Genomic DNA, 18,671 nt, shown 5'->3' with positions numbered 1-18,671 from the left:
GTAGACAGAGATCTTTCAAGCGTTTGAACAGTTTGTTTGCGAACGAGTCAAGCTAGATGAGCTAACTGCTCATGGGACAATATCTCTGAAATTAACTGGCCAGAAACTAGTGAGAGTTTTGGAAATGAAAATAGCAATTAAGCGAGTAACCTTATGCCTAATTATTTTAGGCAAAGTGATTAGCTGTAAGAATAAAGGTCGTTGTGTTAGATATCGAGAAAAGAATGAGGGGCAAGAGTAAACTCAGTAGTACTGCGTAATCAATACCACCTTTTTGACAGTAGAATACTTTACTTATTAGTTAAGCACTGTGTTACCCGGCGAGATTTCGTTGTTTCAATAAGATAGCTTAATCAAGAAAACTTATTTTAATAGTCCAGCGCACTAAAGAGAAATCTCCCCTATTTTTCAGCATTGAGCTCTCATTGGAGGAGAGGGCTGTTTGAAGTACCTATACGTGTTAATGCTTCCAAAAACTATATAGCACATGTGGTTAGTACTCATAGCAATCACTATAGACTCATTTTTTCTTGCTTCCTTCCTACTCATAAAATACGACGAGTCACTACCCAGTGACTTATAGCTGACTTGAAGAATTACTAGTCTGAACTTAAACAAACATCAATTTAACATAATAATAAGCTAAAGTCAGTGTGTCGTCTTTGTATATAAATGCTCTGTAAGATGATTTGCTGAAGAGGTAGGGTAGGAGCCCGCTTGCTCTCAAATTCTTGAACTGACCTCTAATCAAGGAACTCAAAGTGAAAAACAAGATGTCGACAAGATTATATTTGATATCGATTCCAGGGTCTTCAATTCACTCTAAATGCCTGATGATACTCATTATAGCGAATAAAGATCAGCTGATAAAAGTCTGATAGTTGCCAACTTTAGGTCTGCTTTTTTGCTAGCTGGAAAGATGTATTAAAAATCACCTTATTTTAAGAAGCTTAGTACTGTGATTAATTTGTAAAACAGTTTTAGCTAAAGTGTCATTATAATAAATTATATAATGTATGATGTGTTCTTTAACAAAACAAACTAAAGTTTTTCCTTGATGAATAAGGGGGCTTGGGGTACTGTTCAATGGTGGTAACACATATTGGAATGAGGAAAATACAATGGCTAATTGGAGCCCAAATAGCTGGAGAGATAAACCTATCTTACAGCAACCTGAATACCCAAATTCAGAGAAGTTAAAATCAGTTGAAAAAGAACTAAATTCAGCACCGCCGCTCGTTTTTGCAGAAGAGACGCGAAGCTTGTATAAAAGCCTAGCAGATGTTTGCGAAGGTAAAGCTTTTATATTGCAAGGTGGTGATTGCGCAGAATCGTTTTCAGATTTTAGTGCCGCTAATATTCGTGATACGTTCAAGACACTTTTGCAAATGGCTGTCGTATTAACATATGGCGGTAAATGCCCGGTAGTTAAGATTGCTCGAATGGCAGGGCAATATGCTAAGCCCCGTTCTTCAGATTTCGAGACTATTGAAGGTGTTTCTTTACCTTCATATCGTGGTGATATCGTTAATAGTTTTGAGTTTACGGAAGAAGCACGTATCCCAGATCCTGATAGATTGATGAAAGCATATCACCAGTCTGCAGCAACACTTAACCTACTTCGCGCGTTTGCACAGGGTGGTCTTGCAGATCTGCATCAGGTAAATCGCTGGAATATGAGTTTCGTAGCTGCAAATCCGTTAAAAGACAAATTTCAACAACTCGCGGAGCGTATTCAAGAAGCACTTGAGTTTATGGAAGTTTGTGGCATTGATTCAACAGTAGCACCAAGCCTGAAGGAAACTCCGCTTTATACCTCACACGAAGCGCTATTGTTAGGTTATGAAGAAGCCTTAACTAGACGAGACCACTTATCTGGGGACTGGTACGATTGTTCTGCTCACTTTGTTTGGATTGGTGAACGTACTCGTCAATTAGATCACGCTCATATCGAATTTTTCCGTGGTATTAAAAACCCTATTGGCGTAAAGGTTGGCCCTGGGATGCAAGAAGATGAGTTAATTAAACTTGTCGATGCGCTTAACCCTGATAATATTCCTGGTCGTCTAACACTTATCACACGCATGGGTGCAGATGTGCTGCCGGAAAAGCTGCCTAAATTAGTTCGTAGAATTCAAGAAGAAGGCCGCAAAGTTATTTGGACTTCGGATCCGATGCACGGAAACACTGAAAAAGCGACGACTGGATATAAGACACGTAGTTTTAACAATATCCTGAGAGAAATCAGTCAGTTCTTCGCAGTGCATAAAGCTGAGGGTAGCTATCCTGGTGGTGTGCACTTAGAAATGACAGGGCAACACGTCACTGAATGTGTTGGCGGTGCCTACGGTCTATCAGACGAGGACTTATCTCAGCGTTACCGCACCCAGTGTGATCCGCGTCTAAACGCAGACCAAGTTTTAGAGCTAGGCTTTTTAGTTGCAGATCTACTTAAAGATGCTCGCAAAACAGTATAAATAACAAACAAAAGGCCGCATTGCGGCCTTTTTAGTACTTATGGCGCTTTAGACCTGTTTCAGAAATAATCTTTGCTGATATTTCCTCAACGGAATAACGTGTGCTGTTCAAGTAAGGCGTTTTATTCTTTTTAAATAGCATCTCAACTTCTTTGACTTCAATACGGCATTGTCTGATTGATGCGTACTTTGAGTTTGCCATCCTCTCCTGCCTTATTGCAGCTAACCTTTCTGGCTCTATGGTTAAACCAAACAGCTTACCTTTATATTTATCCAAACATTTAGGTAGTCTTCCACTTTCTAAATCATCTTCCGTCATTGGGTAATTCGCGGCTTTGATCCCATATTGCAATGCTAAATATAAGCTAGTTGGCGTTTTACCGCTGCGGCTGACACCTACCAATATGATGTCTGCCTCGTCATAATCTTTAATATTTGCGCCGTCATCATTTGCAAGTGCGTAGTTAACTGCATCTATTCTAAAATCATAAGAAGATTCGTGAATGCTATGCGTGCGGTGCATTTTGGGCACCGGCTGAACTTTTAGCTCTCTTTTTACTATTTCGCTCGCATAAGATAAAAAGTCGTAACAAACCCCTTGCGACGATAAAATAATATCGGACAATTCTGGATTAACGAATGTAAAAAACACCAACGGCTTCTCACCTGAACTTTCAGCGACAGAGTCTATTAATTTTTTGATTTCATTTGCTTTTTTTGTTGTCTCTACAAACGGTATCGTTTGGTGATTAAATTCTACAGGGAACATTGAAAGCGTTGCGTGACCAAACACTTCAGAGGTGATAGCGGTGCCATCGGAAATATAAAATGCTGTTCTCATTTTGCTATTATTCATTCAGAAATTGTTGAAAATAAGCCATCGCGGTTTACGAAGACTGCCTTACCGTTGTAGAATGCCCTTGACCAAGTGGAAAGGTCAATTAATCTCTCACATTTAATACAATTTGTTTTGGAGACAGTTCCGTGCAAGACTACGTTCTCTGGTATCAAGAGTTGGGTATGCAAGATGTACCTCGAGTTGGTGGTAAAAACGCTTCTCTAGGTGAAATGATATCTAACCTTGCTAACGCTGGTGTACAAGTACCTGGTGGATTCGCAACAACAGCTGATGCGTTTAATGAATTTCTTGAGCAGTCAGGCCTCAATGAAAAAATCCACTCAATCCTAGATACTCTCGATGTTGACGATGTCAACGAATTAGCCAAAGTCGGCACCCAAATTAGACAATGGGTTATCGATACACCATTCCAACCAGAATTAGATAAAGCAATCCGTGAGGCATATAGCCAGTTACACGGTGACGCAAGCCAAGATGTCTCCTTTGCTGTTCGTTCATCAGCAACAGCAGAAGATATGCCAGACGCCTCCTTCGCTGGCCAACAAGAAACTTTCCTAAACGTTCGTGGCATAGATGCCGTAATGGTCGCCATCAAGCATGTTTTTGCTTCGCTATTTAATGACCGTGCTATTTCTTATCGAGTACACCAGGGCTATGATCACAGAGGCGTCGCGCTTTCTGCCGGTATTCAGCGTATGGTGCGTTCAGACAAAGCATCGTCTGGTGTTATGTTCTCAATAGATACTGAATCAGGCTTCGAAGATGTTGTTTTTGTTACTTCTAGCTATGGTTTAGGTGAGATGGTAGTTCAGGGCGCAGTGAACCCAGATGAATTTTATGTTCATAAGCCAACTCTAGCAAAAGCAAAACCTGCAGTTCTTAAGAGAAATATAGGCTCAAAAGCAATCCAAATGATCTACTCAAGTGATGAGTCTCACGGAAAGCAAGTTGAGATTGTTGATGTAGACTCAGCACTATCTAACCAATTCTCGATTACAGACGCAGAAGTAGAAGAATTAGCAAAACAAGCTGTTATTATCGAAAAGCACTACGGTCGTCCAATGGATATCGAATGGGCGAAGGATGGTAATGACGGTAAGCTTTATATCGTTCAAGCCCGTCCAGAAACCGTTCGTTCAAACGAAGATGCGAACGTAATGGAGCGCTTCCAGCTAAAGTCAAAGTCTGAAGTTATTGTTGAAGGTCGTGCAATCGGTCATAAGATTGGTTCAGGCGTAGTTAAAGTCCTGTCTTCAATTGATCAAATGGACTCGGTAAAGCAAGGCGATGTACTTGTTACTGATATGACGGATCCTGATTGGGAACCTATCATGAAGCGTGCCTCTGCTATCGTAACGAATCGTGGTGGTCGTACTTGTCACGCAGCAATCATTGCTCGTGAGCTAGGGATCCCAGCAGTAGTTGGGTGTGGTAACGCAACCGATTTGATCACTAATGGCGACACGGTAACAGTATCATGTGCAGAGGGCGATACAGGTTATATCTATAAAGGTGAACTTGAATTCGATGTTATTTCTTCTCGCATCGATTCAATGCCAACTATTCCGATGAAGATAATGATGAACGTAGGTAACCCAGATCGCGCATTTGATTTTGCGAAGTTACCACATGCAGGTATCGGTCTTGCGCGTCTTGAATTTATCATCAACCGTATGATTGGTATTCACCCTAAAGCACTACTTCATTTTGATAAGCAAGATGCAGAGCTACAGGCTGAAATTAAAGAGCTAATCGCAGGATATGAATCACCAGTAGAGTTCTATATCAGCAAGCTAGTTGAAGGTATTTCTACGCTAGGTGCGGCATTTGCTCCGGAGCGTGTAATCGTTCGCATGTCTGACTTTAAGTCAAACGAGTATGCAAACTTGGTTGGCGGTCAGCAGTATGAGCCTGAAGAAGAAAACCCAATGATTGGTTTCCGCGGCGCATCCCGTTACATTTCCGAAGACTTTAGAGAGTGTTTTGCATTAGAGTGTGAAGCTATCAAACGTGTTCGTAATGAGATGGATTTAACTAACGTTGAAATCATGATCCCATTCGTTCGTACCCTAGAAGAAGCAGCTCAAGTTATTGAAATTCTTGAAGCTCATGGTCTAAAACGCGGCGAGAATGGTCTAAAAGTCATCATGATGTGTGAACTGCCATCAAACTGCCTGCTTGCTGAAGAATTTTTAGAATATTTCGATGGCTTCTCGATAGGTTCAAATGACCTTACCCAATTAACACTTGGTCTGGACCGCGATTCTGGCCTTATTGCACATTTATTTGATGAGCGAAACCCGGCTATCAAAAAACTGCTTTCAATGGCAATTCAAACCGCTAAGGCGAAGGGCAAATATGTAGGTATTTGTGGTCAAGGCCCATCGGATCATGAAGATTTCGCAGCTTGGTTAGTTGAAGAAGGAATTGATTCTGTCTCACTTAACCCTGATACAGTACTTGAAACGTGGCTTTATCTAGCTGAGAAGTTTAATAAATAATTTAATGGCCCCAATGTAACACATTGGGGCCATTTCATTTCTGAAATGTCCTATCTAACTTTTCGCAGCCAAGCTTAAACAAACGCTGCACATTTTTTAGGTGCTTCTTCGCACCATCATGATTCATTGAAAAGCACACAAGTGCCGCAAGTAAAAAGATAATCGATGGACCGGGCACAACAAAGAAGATCAATGCTAGAATGCAAAACACGATACCAGCGAGGTCGTAAATAATTTTCATGTTATTTCCTCCTTTACAATAAGAGTATAAGATGCATGGTGAAATAAACTATTTCCAATTGTAACAAACCATAAAATTCTCAAGTTGATCATTAATCCTTCGTGATACAATTAATTCAAAGCAAGTAAAATATACCGTCATGATCGCAAATATTAGTCAGCAGGATTCTGCAAACGAACTTATCAACCTCTATCAAAGCAAACTAATTGATGCAGGTTTTAGTGGAGACATTGATTCGAGTTATGCAACTCGCCTTGTTACATCAACCGACAATAGTATCTATCAAGAAATCCCTCAAGCTGTATTGTTTCCTAGAACAAATCGAGACGTACAGCTTGCGCTGGAAATCGCCCAACAAGACCCGTTTTTATCTCTTACCTTTGGTCCGAGAGGAGGAGGAACTGGTACTAATGGTCAATCACTTACTCCAGGTATCGTGATAGATCTTTCGAGGCACATGAGAGAAATTCTTGAGATCAATGAACAAGAAGGTTGGGTTCGAGTTCAAGCGGGTGTAATCAAAGATCAGCTTAATGACTTTTTAAAACCTTACGGTTATTTCTTTTCTCCAGATCTCTCCACCAGTAACCGAGCAACAATTGGTGGTATGGTAAATACTGATGCGTCGGGTCAAGGCTCTCTCGTTTATGGTAAAACAAGCGATCATGTACTTGGGTTAAAAACCTTTTTGGTGGACGGTACAGAACTAAATACCTCAAAGTTAGCAATTGACAAAGCGGAGTTACTAGCTGAGCAAAACTCAAAGACTTCTCACATTTATGCGAATGTCATCGAGATCTGTCGAAACAATCGAGCACTTATACTTGAAAAATTTCCAAGACTAAACCGCTTTTTAACGGGTTATGACCTCGAAAATGTATTCGACGATTCACTAACCACTTTTGACTTGTCTCGAATTATTACGGGCTCTGAAGGTTCGCTTGGTGTTGTCACCGAAGCAAAACTCAATTTAACGCCAATTCAGCCATTTAAAACTTTGATCAATATTAAGTATGATTCATTTGAATCTGCACTCAGAAACAGTCCTTTCTTGGTTTCCGCTAATGCAACTTCGGTCGAAACCGTTGACAGTAAAGTCTTAGGTCTTGCCAAAGAAGACATCATTTGGCACTCAGTATCGGACTTAATTCAAGATGTACCCGGTGTTGAGATGCAAGGTCTTAACATGGTTGAGTTTAATGGTGAATCAGAAGATGAAATTTCATCTAAAGTCGATAGCTTATGTCAACGATTGGATCAGCTTATTGCGAACAAAGAAGCAGGTGTTATTGGCTATCAACTTACCAATGATAAGGCGGATATCCTTAAGATTTATGCGATGCGTAAAAAGTCGGTTGGCTTATTGGGTAACGCCAAGGGCAATAAAAAGCCACTTGCTTTTGCTGAAGATACAGCCGTTCCACCTGAAAACCTTGCTGATTTTATCATTGAGTTTAGAGAGTTACTTGATAGTTATCAATTAGATTATGGTATGTTTGGTCATGTTGACGCCGGTGTTTTACACGTACGCCCAGCGCTTGATATGTGCGATCCTGAACAGGAAAAACTACTACGTGTGATCTCAGATAAGGTAGTGGCGTTAACCGCAAAATACCGAGGACTAATGTGGGGTGAGCATGGAAAAGGTTACCGAAGTGAATACGGACCTGAGTTTTTCGGTGAGCAACTATTTAATGAACTTCGTAAAATTAAAAGCTTGTTTGATAAAAACAATCGCTTAAATCCTGGAAAAATTTGTACACCACTGGATTCAGGTGACCAATTAGTGTCAGTCGATGCGCAGAAAAGAGCTTGGTTTGACCGAACAATCCCAACTGAAGTAAAAGTAAACTACGAAGCACCGATCAATTGTAATGGTAATGGACTTTGCTTTAATTATGATGATAAATCACCAATGTGCCCATCGTACAAGGTCACCAAAGATCGCAGAAACTCTCCAAAAGGACGTGCAGGCTTATTCAAAGAGTGGTTAAGACTCCAAAACAATAAAGGGGTTGATTTGATTGCGACAGAAAAACAATTAATCAACCATGAAAATGACACTACTTGGTGGGAGCGCTTTCTAAATACCCGTAAGAAAAGCGAATATGACTTTTCCCATGAAGTTAAAGCATCAATGGATGAATGTTTAGCCTGTAAAGCGTGCACAACGGCATGCCCAATAAAAGTTGATGTTCCTACGTTTCGCGCTAAGTTTTTAAACTTTTACTACAGTCGTTACAATCGACCACTTAAAGACTACCTAGTTGCGAACATTGAACGTGCACTACCTACTATGGCCAAGTTCCCAAATGTAGTTAACGCCCTACAAAGTAACAAAATATCAAACTTTTTCGTTGAACGGCTAATTGGCTATGTTGACTCGCCGGCACTAAGTAAGATGCAGCTTAACAAGTTAGTGCCGAACAAATATTTCTATTCAGAGGGCCGTTTCGAAAAGTTAAGCGATGAAGAACAGCAAAGCGTAGTATTTGTTGTTCAAGACCCCTTTACGAGTTTCTATGAAGCGGAATTAGTATCGGACTTTGTGCAAGTTATATCAAAGCTTGGGTTTTATCCACTCGTGTTACCATTTAAACCAAACGGTAAACCACAACACGTTAAAGGTTTTTTAAAGGAATTTAAATCGACCGCGAGCAGCGCTGCACAGTTTTTGAATACAATCAGTGAATATAACAGGCCTCTAGTTGGGCTCGATGCTTCTTTGGTGATGTGCTATCGCGATGAATATAATGATATCCTAAAAAAGAGTAGGGGTAACTTTAAAGTACAATTGGCGCATGAATGGCTTTCAACTGTTGAAATCCCGACGGCTGCGACAATCAGTCCGTCAAAATTTACGTTAATAAGCCACTGTACAGAAACAACAGCAATGCCTGAATCAAAAGGTGTTTGGCAAGGCATTTTTAATAAATTGAACTCTAATTTAGAAGCGGTTAATACCGGATGTTGTGGCATGGCGGGAACTTATGGCCACGAAACGCAAAACCAAGAAAATTCAAGAGCGCTCTATGAATCCTCTTGGCAGCATCATATTGATAACACCGCTCTAGATGAAGTATTAGTGACAGGTTTCTCTTGTCGCTGTCAGGTTAAACGCTTTAAGGGAATAAAACCAAAGCACCCACTTCAAGCACTTAACAAAATGTTAGATTAAATCCTAAGAATGCCCAGTTTACTGGGCTTTTTTATAATTAATTTTAACTAAAGCCAATATTGGCTTAATATGACTTTATGTATGATGTGTTCCCTCATACTGAAAGGAGCCACTATAATACCAATTAGCTTAAAATTAAGTGATCTATTTTGAGGCGAGAAAATCTTGTCGACAACACCGCTATCGCAGGCTGCTATTTCCTAGGTACTCACATCAATGTAAGCAAGGCGAAATTATTGCTATTTAGTTGTTCTAAATTAGAAACCTTTAAAGCTGTAAGCGTCAGGTTTGCTCCTACAAATTGACCAAGTATTAAGACTCATTGATATAGTTTAGCAGTTCATTCGTGTTAACATCCGAGAAAGCTATATTGGCTATCATCTAAACACTGTCAGTAAACAAGTATTTAATAAAGCTCTCACCAGTAAGCATATAATTATCGCTTAATCATAATTCGAAAAGGTATTGGACGCTGCGCTTCAAGCTGCTTAAGTTTTTCAATAGACTTATCGGTAAAGGTGTGCCCTTTTGGTAATAATAAAATTCCTTGATTGCTGTGAAGTGCTAAGCCCAATGTCAAGCCAGGTTTGAGCTTTTCGGTGGTCAAGATATCAACCGAGCCGACTTGATCTTGGCCTAACTCGTTGTTATTTACTGCTTGCTCCAAAATATCAACAATTTCAGGGGAATAAAAGCTTCCCCTATAGGTTCGAATAAGGTCTAGTGCTAAATCAGCTCTCTCGTTATCAGAACCATTCGTGCTATATAAATTGTCATAATAATCTCTAGCGACTGCAAGTATTTGTGAGCCCAAAGGAATTTCTTTACCTTTAAGCCCTTTAGGGATACCTTGGCCATTGAACTTTTCAAACTGATGATAAATCGCTTCAGCTACATCAGATAAGTGCTGCGCCGGCATCAACATAAGCTGTGCAATGGAAGGGTGTGTATAATAGATTTTCTTTTGTGCTTCGCTTAGCTTTCTTATTGGTGATTTATAAATTTCAGGATCCATAGCAAGTAAGCCAACTTCAGCTAAATATCCCGACATCATGGCCGTTTCAGCTACTTCATTTGAGAGCGCTAACTTCTTGGCTATGATTCTACATAACTTGGCTATATTTTTTGCTTTTTTCCCATCAATAAAAGGATTCGCATTCAGAAAATTATATAGCAACTCTACGGTCGCTCGATGTTCTTTACGTTCTTTTTGGTTAGCTTGCTCTAATTGACTTAATACTTTACGGATCTGCGCTGTCCGTTTTTGTACTAATCCTTCCAGGTTTTCATTTAGTTCTGTTAGTTGCTCATTTTTTTGTACTATCTCTTTATTAAGCTTCTTATTTAATCTTTTTAATCTGTATTTCTCTGAACACTCTCTTACCGTATGTACGAGTATATCGTTATCCCAAGGCTTTTGAATGTATGCATGGATCCCACTTTCGTTAATCGCTTTAATTGTTGATGAGAGATCAGAATATCCGGTAAGTAATATCCTTTGTGTATCTGGGCAAATACTCTTCACCTCGTGTAAGAAAGTAGCACCATCCATTTCGGGCATCCGCATATCACTAATAACAACCTCAAAAGAGGATGCTCGCACAAGTGACAAGGCTTGTTGTGGATCATTGCAGAGCTCTGCGTGTATTCCATTTTGACGAAATAATCGATTGAGCGAACGGATCACGTTCGTTTCATCATCAAGACAAAGTATACGTATTGCTTCACCTGCAGTCGTCGATTGCTCGTCAAATTCCAAAGTTCATTCTCCTAAACGAATTAAGTTAAATCTAGTTCAAAAAGGAAACGACGACAAGAAAGGGAGTAAGTGTTTCATAAGTTATATTACACTTTGGACTTGTTAATATCTTTTTAATATATACCGCTAAAACAAACTGTTACTTACATGCTTTTTGGTAAATCTTAATGGTAACTATCACTTAATTTTAAATAATTACAAATTTAATTTATGTGCCTTATCAAGACGAAACTAAGCATATTTTTCATAGTGTTAGTGTTACAGTTTAATGAAAAAAGGATGAAAACAACGTTTACGTAAACGTAAACTTAAACCGAAATTTGTTGTTGCCATATTAATTTTATGTGTTAGCTTTATGGTGTTATTGTTAACCAAATACAATAAATGGTTGGAGAACCAAACTATGAAACAACATGTAAAGACCCTTAAACTATCGCAAATGGCTGCGTTCATTGGAGCTATTTTTTGCGCAAACTCATATGCTTACAACTGTGATGGCCTACCAGAATGGTCACAAAACTCTACTTACAATGGAGGCGCTCAGGTACAAAAATCGCAACAAGCTTTTGAAGCAAAATGGTGGACACAAGCCGATCCGATTACACACTCTGGTCCGTGGGATGATTGGAAAAAATTGGGTGACTGTGACAGCGTTGTCACCAACAATCCACCTTTAATACAGAATTTACTGCCAGTTGACGGGACCTCTTTTAATGAAAATGACAGCGTTGCCATTTCTGTAAATGCAACAGACACAGATGGCGAAGTAACTCAGGTAGAATTTTTTGTAGATGGCATGTCAGTCGGTATTGATACAACAGCAACGGGTGATAGCTTTTCCTTTAATTGGGCGGCAATCGCCGGAACTCACGCAATTTCTGTTGTTGCAACAGATGATAAGCAAGCAGTGTCCAACACGTTAACAACAAATGTTATCGTTAATACGACAGGAAATCAGTTACCTACAGCAAACCTTTCGTTCGGTGGAGGTAGTGATCTAGTTATTGATCAACCTGTAGATATCGTTCTTGATGGCTCGGATCCTGACGGCTCAATAGCAAAACTAACGCTGCTTATTAACGACCAAATCGCATTTGAAAGTACAACAACACCAGCTCAGCACACTTGGACACCAACACAACTTGGTGCGGTAACATTAAAGCTTATTGTTGAAGATAATACCGGTGCAACGGCTGAGAGCATACTTAATGCAAGTGTGATTGAAACACCTCCAGTTGCAAACAGCTGTGTTCCACATGGCCTTTACCAGACCCCCAACACTTCGCCTAACTATTGTGATATTTACGATGAAAACGGCCGTGAAAAAATGGGAAGCGATCACCCAAGACGTGTCATAGGGTACTTTACTAGCTGGAGAACGGGTAAGAATGGTCAGCCTAGCTATTTAGTTGATGATATTCCATGGGATAAGATCACCCACATCAATTACGCTTTCGCGCACGTTGATGCCAATAACAAGGTATCAATAGGGAACCCAACTGCACCTAACAATCCTGCAACGAATATGACATGGCCAGGTGTTGCTGGGGCAGAAATGGATCCATCTCTTCCTTATACCGGCCACTTTAACTTACTGAACAAATTCAAGAAACAGCACCCTGATGTGAAAACTTTGATCTCCGTAGGCGGCTGGGCAGAAACTGGTGGCTACTTTGACGAAACAGGTAAGCGTGTCGCCAGCGGTGGCTTCTATACGATGACTACCAATGCAGATGGAAGCGTGAATCATGCAGGTATTGATGCGTTTGTAGCAAGTTCCGTTGAATTTATCCGTAAATACAACTTTGATGGTGTCGATATCGACTATGAATACCCATCTTCAATGAATGACTCTGGTCATCCCGATGATTTTGCAATATCTAACCCGCGTAGAGCAGCATTGAATGCTTCTTATCAAGTATTAATGAAAAAACTGAGAGAAGCATTAGACCAAGCAGGCCAACAAGACAATACTCACTACTTACTAACGATTGCATCACCTTCTTCTGGTTACCTTCTACGTGGTATGGAGACATTCCAAGTCACCAAGTATCTAGACTATGTCAATATCATGTCTTATGACTTACACGGAGCGTGGAACCAGCACGTTGGTCATAACGCATCGCTATTCGACACTGGCGAAGATTCAGAACTTAAGCAGTGGAATGTATATGGCACCAAAGAATTTGAAGGAATTGGTTACCTTAACACTGATTGGGCGGTCAAATATTTCAGAGGCTCTGTCTCTGCAGGACGGATCAACATTGGCATCCCTTATTATACTCGGGGTTTTAGAGATGTTACGGGCGGTACAAATGGTTTATGGGGACAGGCTGCATTGCCTAACCAAGCTGATTGCCCTCCAGGAACTGGCAGCGGCGAAAAGAACAAGTGCGGTAATGGTGCAGTAGGTATCGATAACTTGTGGCACGACAAGAACGACGTTGGCTTAGAAGTACCGGCAGGTTCGAACCCACTTTGGCATGTTAAAAACCTTCAAAATGGCGTGCTAGGTAGTTACCTAAGTGATTATGGACTAGACCCAGTTAATAACCCTGAGCATCAAATTAATGGCAGCTATACGCGCCATTACGATTCTGTTGCCGTTGCTCCTTGGCTCTGGAACGCCACCAAGAATGTTTTTCTATCTATTGAAGATGAAGAATCAATGGCCGCCAAAGTCGACTATGTCATCAACCAAGAACTAGGCGGTATCATGTTCTGGGAGCTTGCAGGTGACTTTGATTATGATGCTAGCAAGAATGAATACTTTATGGGTTCATCGCTAACAACCTTAGCCTACAACAAGTTTAACCAAAGTGGCACGCCTTACTCTGTAAAACAAGGAAATAAGAGCTTTGTAAAACCAGCGTCAGCTGTTGATGTAACCTTCGTAGCGAAGGATTTTCCAGCAGGAGATGCTAACTATCCGATTGCACCAACTTTTGCCTTTACCAACAACTCAGCGATAGATTTGAGTGGCGCGAAAATTTCGTTTGATGTTCCTGTTGCAACATCGGCAATTTTTAAATCGAACTGGAATGCACAAGAAAAGCTAGGCATGGCAGTGGACGTAAATGGCTCAAATGCTGCGGGTAATAATATTGGCGGCTTCGAAAATGAATTCCATCGATTCTCAATCACGCTTGTGAATGAGTGGGGTGGTACGCCTAAGTCTTTTGCTCCAGGCGAAACCATCAATGCCCAAGTCATGTATTACATGCCTATTTCTGGCCCCGTTAACTTTGTAGTTGAGAAAGACGGAAACCGTTATGCATTCACCAGCGAATATAACGACCTACCGGTCGCAGCACCTGGCACAGGACCTACCGATCCGGTAACTAGCTGTAAAGGCACACCTATCAGTCAAATTGTGGTTTACCCTAATTTGCCACAAGGTACACATGCTGCTCAAGGTGATTTAATTGTTGAAGGAAACGCGGTGTATGAAGCGAAGTGGTGGAGCAATAAGCAGCCATCAGTCAGCAGCGACTATACCAAGGTTTGCAATTTGTAAATAGTTAATGGGGAGCTTTGCTCCCCCTTTATGAAAGGCGAATAAGCATGAATAGTTTATACCGTAAATATGCGCTTGGTCTTTTTGGCGTAACCTCGGCTTTGCTTTCAAACGCAGTTTCAGCTCATGGTTTTATGGACTTTCCCAAAGCAAGGCAAGCTATCTGTCAAGCGCAAGGAGGTTATTGGTGGCCAGATGATGGTTCAAATATCCCAAACCTAGCGTGCCGAGCAGCTTTTCTAGACTCAGGCCATTTTCAGTTTGTGCAAGAGCATGAGTTTTCAACCAATACCGCTGACTACAATAATCTAGAGGCGGTAAAAGCAAATATTCCCGATGGTACGCTTTGCTCAGCTGGCGACCCGAACAAAAGTGGCATGAGTGTTGTCTCACCGCACTGGCAGCGCACAGTTGTAGAGCCAAACGCCCAAAATAAACTTGCCATTAGCTTTAGAGCTACAACCCCCCATAACCCCAGCTTTTGGCAGTTTTTCCTGTCAAAGCCGAACTATGATGGTGATACATCTCCACTGACTTGGAATGATTTAGAGCTTATTAATGAATTTGGCAATATTGATTTCGTCGTGGATCCTGAAGGTAAGCGCTTCTATAAAATGGAAATAGATATACCGCAAGGCCGAGAGGGCAATGCTGTATTATATACCCGTTGGCAACGGTTTGATGTCGCAGGAGAGGGATTTTATAACTGCTCTGATATCACAATAACCCCAACGGGGGCACCACCAGAATGGGTGAGCAGCGGCTATTTCGTAAAACAAGGCCAAGATGCTAAAGCCGGCGATAGTGTGTGGTTTAGGACATTTGACCAATCTGGCAACGAATTAATTAGCCATCACCTGAATGTAACCTCCACTAATGTATCAAGATGGCAAGCTGAGTTAGCTCTTTATCTTAATAGCAACTACGGTAATAAGGTCAACATTGGTATTAAGCAAGCGGATGGCTCAATCGTATTTGATCCTAACGCCTTATTGGCAAACGAAGTATTTTTGCCAAGTGTAGCCTACACTAGCAATCTTAGCATCGTAAAAGGCGGCGACAACACGGCCCCTACGGTGAACCCAATTTCTAACCAAATTATCTCAGAAAACAGCCAAGTGACCGTGCATGCACATGCATTTGACGACCAAAATGATCCACTATCGTTCATTTGGAGCATTCCTGCACCACTTAGCTTTAGTGGCGAAGGTGACACCATTACCATCTCAACACCTGAAGTTACCGCTGATCAAACCTTTCAGGCTGAACTTAATGTCACCGATGGCAAAGCAAGCACGACCGTAAGTTTCAAAATTACCGTTCAAGATAGCACCAATAACCAATACCCAGCTTGGAGTAGCACAACTACTTATGTCGCAGGCGACAGAGTAACGCATAAACAAAAAGTATATGAAGCCAAGTGGTGGACGCAAGGAGAAGAACCCGGCACGTCCGATGTTTGGAAAGCAATTTAAAGAAAACCCAAATTAATTGGGTACAACATGTAACTACAATAAGGTTGAAGATATGAAACTTAACAAAATCACCAGCTATATAGGACTTGCCTTACTGAGTGGCGGAGCACTTGCCGCTCCTTCCACACCAACGCTAGACTGGCAGCCACAACAGTATTCGTTCGTTGAGGTTAACGTTGATGGGCTAGGCTCATACAAACAACTGGTTAAAGCCAAAGAAGTTGTCAATATCAGCATCAAATGGAATGCATGGAGTGGCTCTGGCGGCGACAATTATAAAGTATATTTTGATGACCAGCTCGTTAACCAAGGTACGCTTGCAGCTGGTACTAAAAGTGGCGTAGTACAATTTCCCTATACTAAATCCGGTCGCCATCAGCTTTATTTAGAGCTATGTGAAGGTACTGTATGTGCAAGAAGCGCAGGGAAAGAAATCGTCATTGCCGACACAGACGGTGCACATCTCGCGCCACTTCCTATGAATGTAGATCCTAACAACCGCAATAACGGGACAATTCCAGGCCGGGTAACGGGTGCATATTTCGTTGAATGGGGCATTTATGGTCGTGACTACGACGTAACTAAGATCCCAGCGCATAACTTATCTCACATTTTATATGGCTTTATTCCTATTTGTGGTCCTAACGAATCACTCAAATCCATTGAAAATGGTAATAGTTGGAGAGCGCTACAAACTGCATGTGCTGACTCTCAAGATTATGAAGTCGTCATTCATGACCCTTGGGCAGCCGTCCAAAAATCTATGCCAGGGGTGGATGCAAAAGATCCTATTCGCGGTGTTTATTCTCAATTGATGGCACTAAAACAACGTTATCCAGATCTTAAAATTCTCCCTTCGGTAGGGGGGTGGACGCTATCAGATCCGTTCCATGGCTTTACAAATAAAGCAAACCGCGACACTTTCGTCGCGTCAGTAAAACAATTTCTTAAAACTTGGAAGTTCTATGACGGTGTAGATATCGATTGGGAATTTCCCGGCGGTGATGGTCCAAACCCAGATTTGGGCGATCCAGTTAACGACGGTCCAGCATATGTGGCGCTAATGCAAGAACTTCGTGCAATGCTAGATGAATTAGAAGCTGAAACTGGCCGTCAATATGAGCTGACTTCTGCAATAGGTGCAGGTTACGACAAGATTGAAGATGTAGATTACCAAGCTGCTCAGCAGTATATGGACTATATCTTTGCGATGACCTATGACTTCTATGGCGCTTGGAACAATGAAACGGGTCATCAGACTGGTATCTATTGTGGCTCTCATCTAAGTACAGATGAATGTAACGGTACAGGTGTTGATGACAATGGAGTGCCACGCAAAGGCCCTGCATACACTGGCGACCATGCAATTCAGTTATTACTTCAACAAGGTGTACAGCCCTCTAAGCTCGTTATGGGCGTTGCAATGTACGGTCGCGGCTGGGAAGGTGTGCTTGATGCAAATGCGACCATTCCAGGCAATCCAATGACAGCGCCGGGCAATGGGCCGTTGACTGGTTCTACAAGTGAGGGCGTTTGGGAGCCGGGTATTATGGATTACAAGGCTATTGCAGCAAACGCTGTAGGCCAAGGTGGTTCAGGCGTTAATGGTTATGAAGTAGGCTACGATGAGCAAGCACAAGCAGCATATGTTTGGAACAGAAGTAACGGTAAACTCATCACTTACGATAGCCCACGCAGCGTTATCGCAAAAGGCCAGTATGCGAACACTCATCAACTGGCTGGTTTATTTGCTTGGGAAATTGACGCTGATAATGGCGACATTCTAAATGCGATGTATGATGGCCTTACAGCGGGTGAGATCCCTAATCGTGCTCCTTCTATCGGCGTTTCTGGACCAATCAATGTGACCTCAGGTCAGGTTGTGAATGTTGATGCGCAAGCAAGCGATTTAGACAATGATCCACTAACCTACTCATGGGTTGCTGCGCCTGGTTTGGCTTTATCTGCTAACAACACCGCAGCTGTCGCTGTAACTGCTCCATCTGTCACTCAGCAGACAAGCTATGACTTGACTGTAACGGTGAATGACGGCGCATTGTCAACAACCAAAACAGTCGCTGTAGTTGTAAACCCAGAAGGTGCAAATGCAGCGCCAGTCGTTACACCGGTTTCAGATATTACGGTTAACGAAGGAGCCTCGGCTACTGTCAATGTATCAGCTACTGACCCTGAAGGCGCAGCACTTAGCTATAGCTGGAATGCACCAGCCGAACTGAGCGTTGTAGCAAATGGTAGCTCAGCCACTATTACTGCTGCAAATGTCACTGCCGACACAACCGTGCCAGTCACAGTTACCGTATCAGACGGGGTTAACGCTGTAGATACAACATTCAATGTCACAATTAAAGACGGTGGCGCCCAATACCCGACTTGGGATCGCTCTACCGTATATGTTGGTGGTGACCGTGTAATTCACAATGGTAATGTCTTTGAAGCAAAATGGTGGACTCGAGGCGAGGAACCTGGAACTGCTGCGGTATGGAAAGCAGTAACTAACTAATCTAACCATCCCCAATTAATGAGCTTGCCAGTCAAGCTCATTTTTTATGCACATAAACATAAAGTTATCCATTATCTGGCTTTTATCAGCAATTTCTTCTTTCTTTTTCTGCTTGGTCTTTCATAATGACATAATGAACTTCA

9 protein-coding genes are annotated in these 18,671 nt (G+C 41.6%); 6 read left to right on the top strand and 3 right to left on the bottom strand.

The annotated features are described in order from the left end of the window. The first annotated feature begins 1,121 nt into the window (after positions 1–1,121). A complete protein-coding gene (locus CWC29_RS19330) occupies positions 1,122–2,477 on the top strand; it encodes a class II 3-deoxy-7-phosphoheptulonate synthase (RefSeq protein WP_128727064.1) in 1,356 nt (451 codons plus the stop codon). Between the two features lie 31 nt (positions 2,478–2,508). Here CWC29_RS19330 and ppsR read toward each other — a convergent pair whose 3' ends face one another. Then, on the bottom strand, positions 2,509–3,318 hold the full coding sequence (gene ppsR / locus CWC29_RS19325) for a posphoenolpyruvate synthetase regulatory kinase/phosphorylase PpsR (RefSeq protein ID WP_128727065.1): 810 nt from the start codon (positions 3,316–3,318) through the stop codon (positions 2,509–2,511). Positions 3,319–3,461: 143 nt separating this feature from the next. On the opposite strand from ppsR, the gene ppsA reads away from it, so the two are divergent. Further along, positions 3,462–5,837, top strand: a complete 2,376-nt coding sequence (gene ppsA, locus CWC29_RS19320; protein WP_128727066.1) for a phosphoenolpyruvate synthase — start codon at positions 3,462–3,464, stop codon at positions 5,835–5,837. A gap of 34 nt (positions 5,838–5,871) precedes the next feature. Here ppsA and CWC29_RS19315 read toward each other — a convergent pair whose 3' ends face one another. After that, on the bottom strand, positions 5,872–6,078 hold the full coding sequence (locus tag CWC29_RS19315) for a YbaN family protein (protein WP_128727067.1): 207 nt from the start codon (positions 6,076–6,078) through the stop codon (positions 5,872–5,874). A 139-nt stretch (positions 6,079–6,217) separates the two neighbouring features. Here CWC29_RS19315 and ydiJ point away from each other — a divergent pair, with 139 nt between their 5' ends. Then, entirely contained in the window at positions 6,218–9,256 is a 3,039-nt protein-coding gene (gene ydiJ / locus CWC29_RS19310; protein WP_138523620.1) for a D-2-hydroxyglutarate dehydrogenase YdiJ, read from the top strand. A gap of 436 nt (positions 9,257–9,692) precedes the next feature. Here ydiJ and CWC29_RS19305 read toward each other — a convergent pair whose 3' ends face one another. Further along, entirely contained in the window at positions 9,693–11,015 is a 1,323-nt protein-coding gene (locus tag CWC29_RS19305) for an HD domain-containing phosphohydrolase (RefSeq protein ID WP_128727069.1), read from the bottom strand. 403 nt (positions 11,016–11,418) lie between these two features. Between CWC29_RS19305 and CWC29_RS19300 the strand changes: the two genes are divergently transcribed. The 3 genes from CWC29_RS19300 to CWC29_RS19290 are packed head-to-tail and all read left to right on the top strand — an operon-like array spanning position 11,419 to position 18,528. Next, the gene (locus CWC29_RS19300) at positions 11,419–14,532 is read left to right on the top strand and encodes a glycosyl hydrolase family 18 protein (RefSeq protein WP_138523622.1); all 3,114 of its coding nucleotides are present in this window, start codon (positions 11,419–11,421) and stop codon (positions 14,530–14,532) included. Positions 14,533–14,579: 47 nt separating this feature from the next. Next, positions 14,580–16,007: a lytic polysaccharide monooxygenase gene (locus CWC29_RS19295; RefSeq protein WP_138523624.1), complete on the top strand. Its 1,428-nt coding sequence runs from the start codon at positions 14,580–14,582 to the stop codon at positions 16,005–16,007. Between the two features lie 52 nt (positions 16,008–16,059). Continuing rightward, a complete protein-coding gene (locus tag CWC29_RS19290; RefSeq protein WP_138523626.1) occupies positions 16,060–18,528 on the top strand; it encodes a glycosyl hydrolase family 18 protein in 2,469 nt (822 codons plus the stop codon). Positions 18,529–18,671 lie beyond the last annotated feature (143 nt).

It is taken from the genome of Pseudoalteromonas galatheae (assembly GCF_005886105.2).
GTDB classification, from domain to species: Bacteria; Pseudomonadota; Gammaproteobacteria; order Enterobacterales; family Alteromonadaceae; genus Pseudoalteromonas; species Pseudoalteromonas galatheae.
This window is presented reverse-complemented; position numbering and strand designations above follow the sequence as displayed.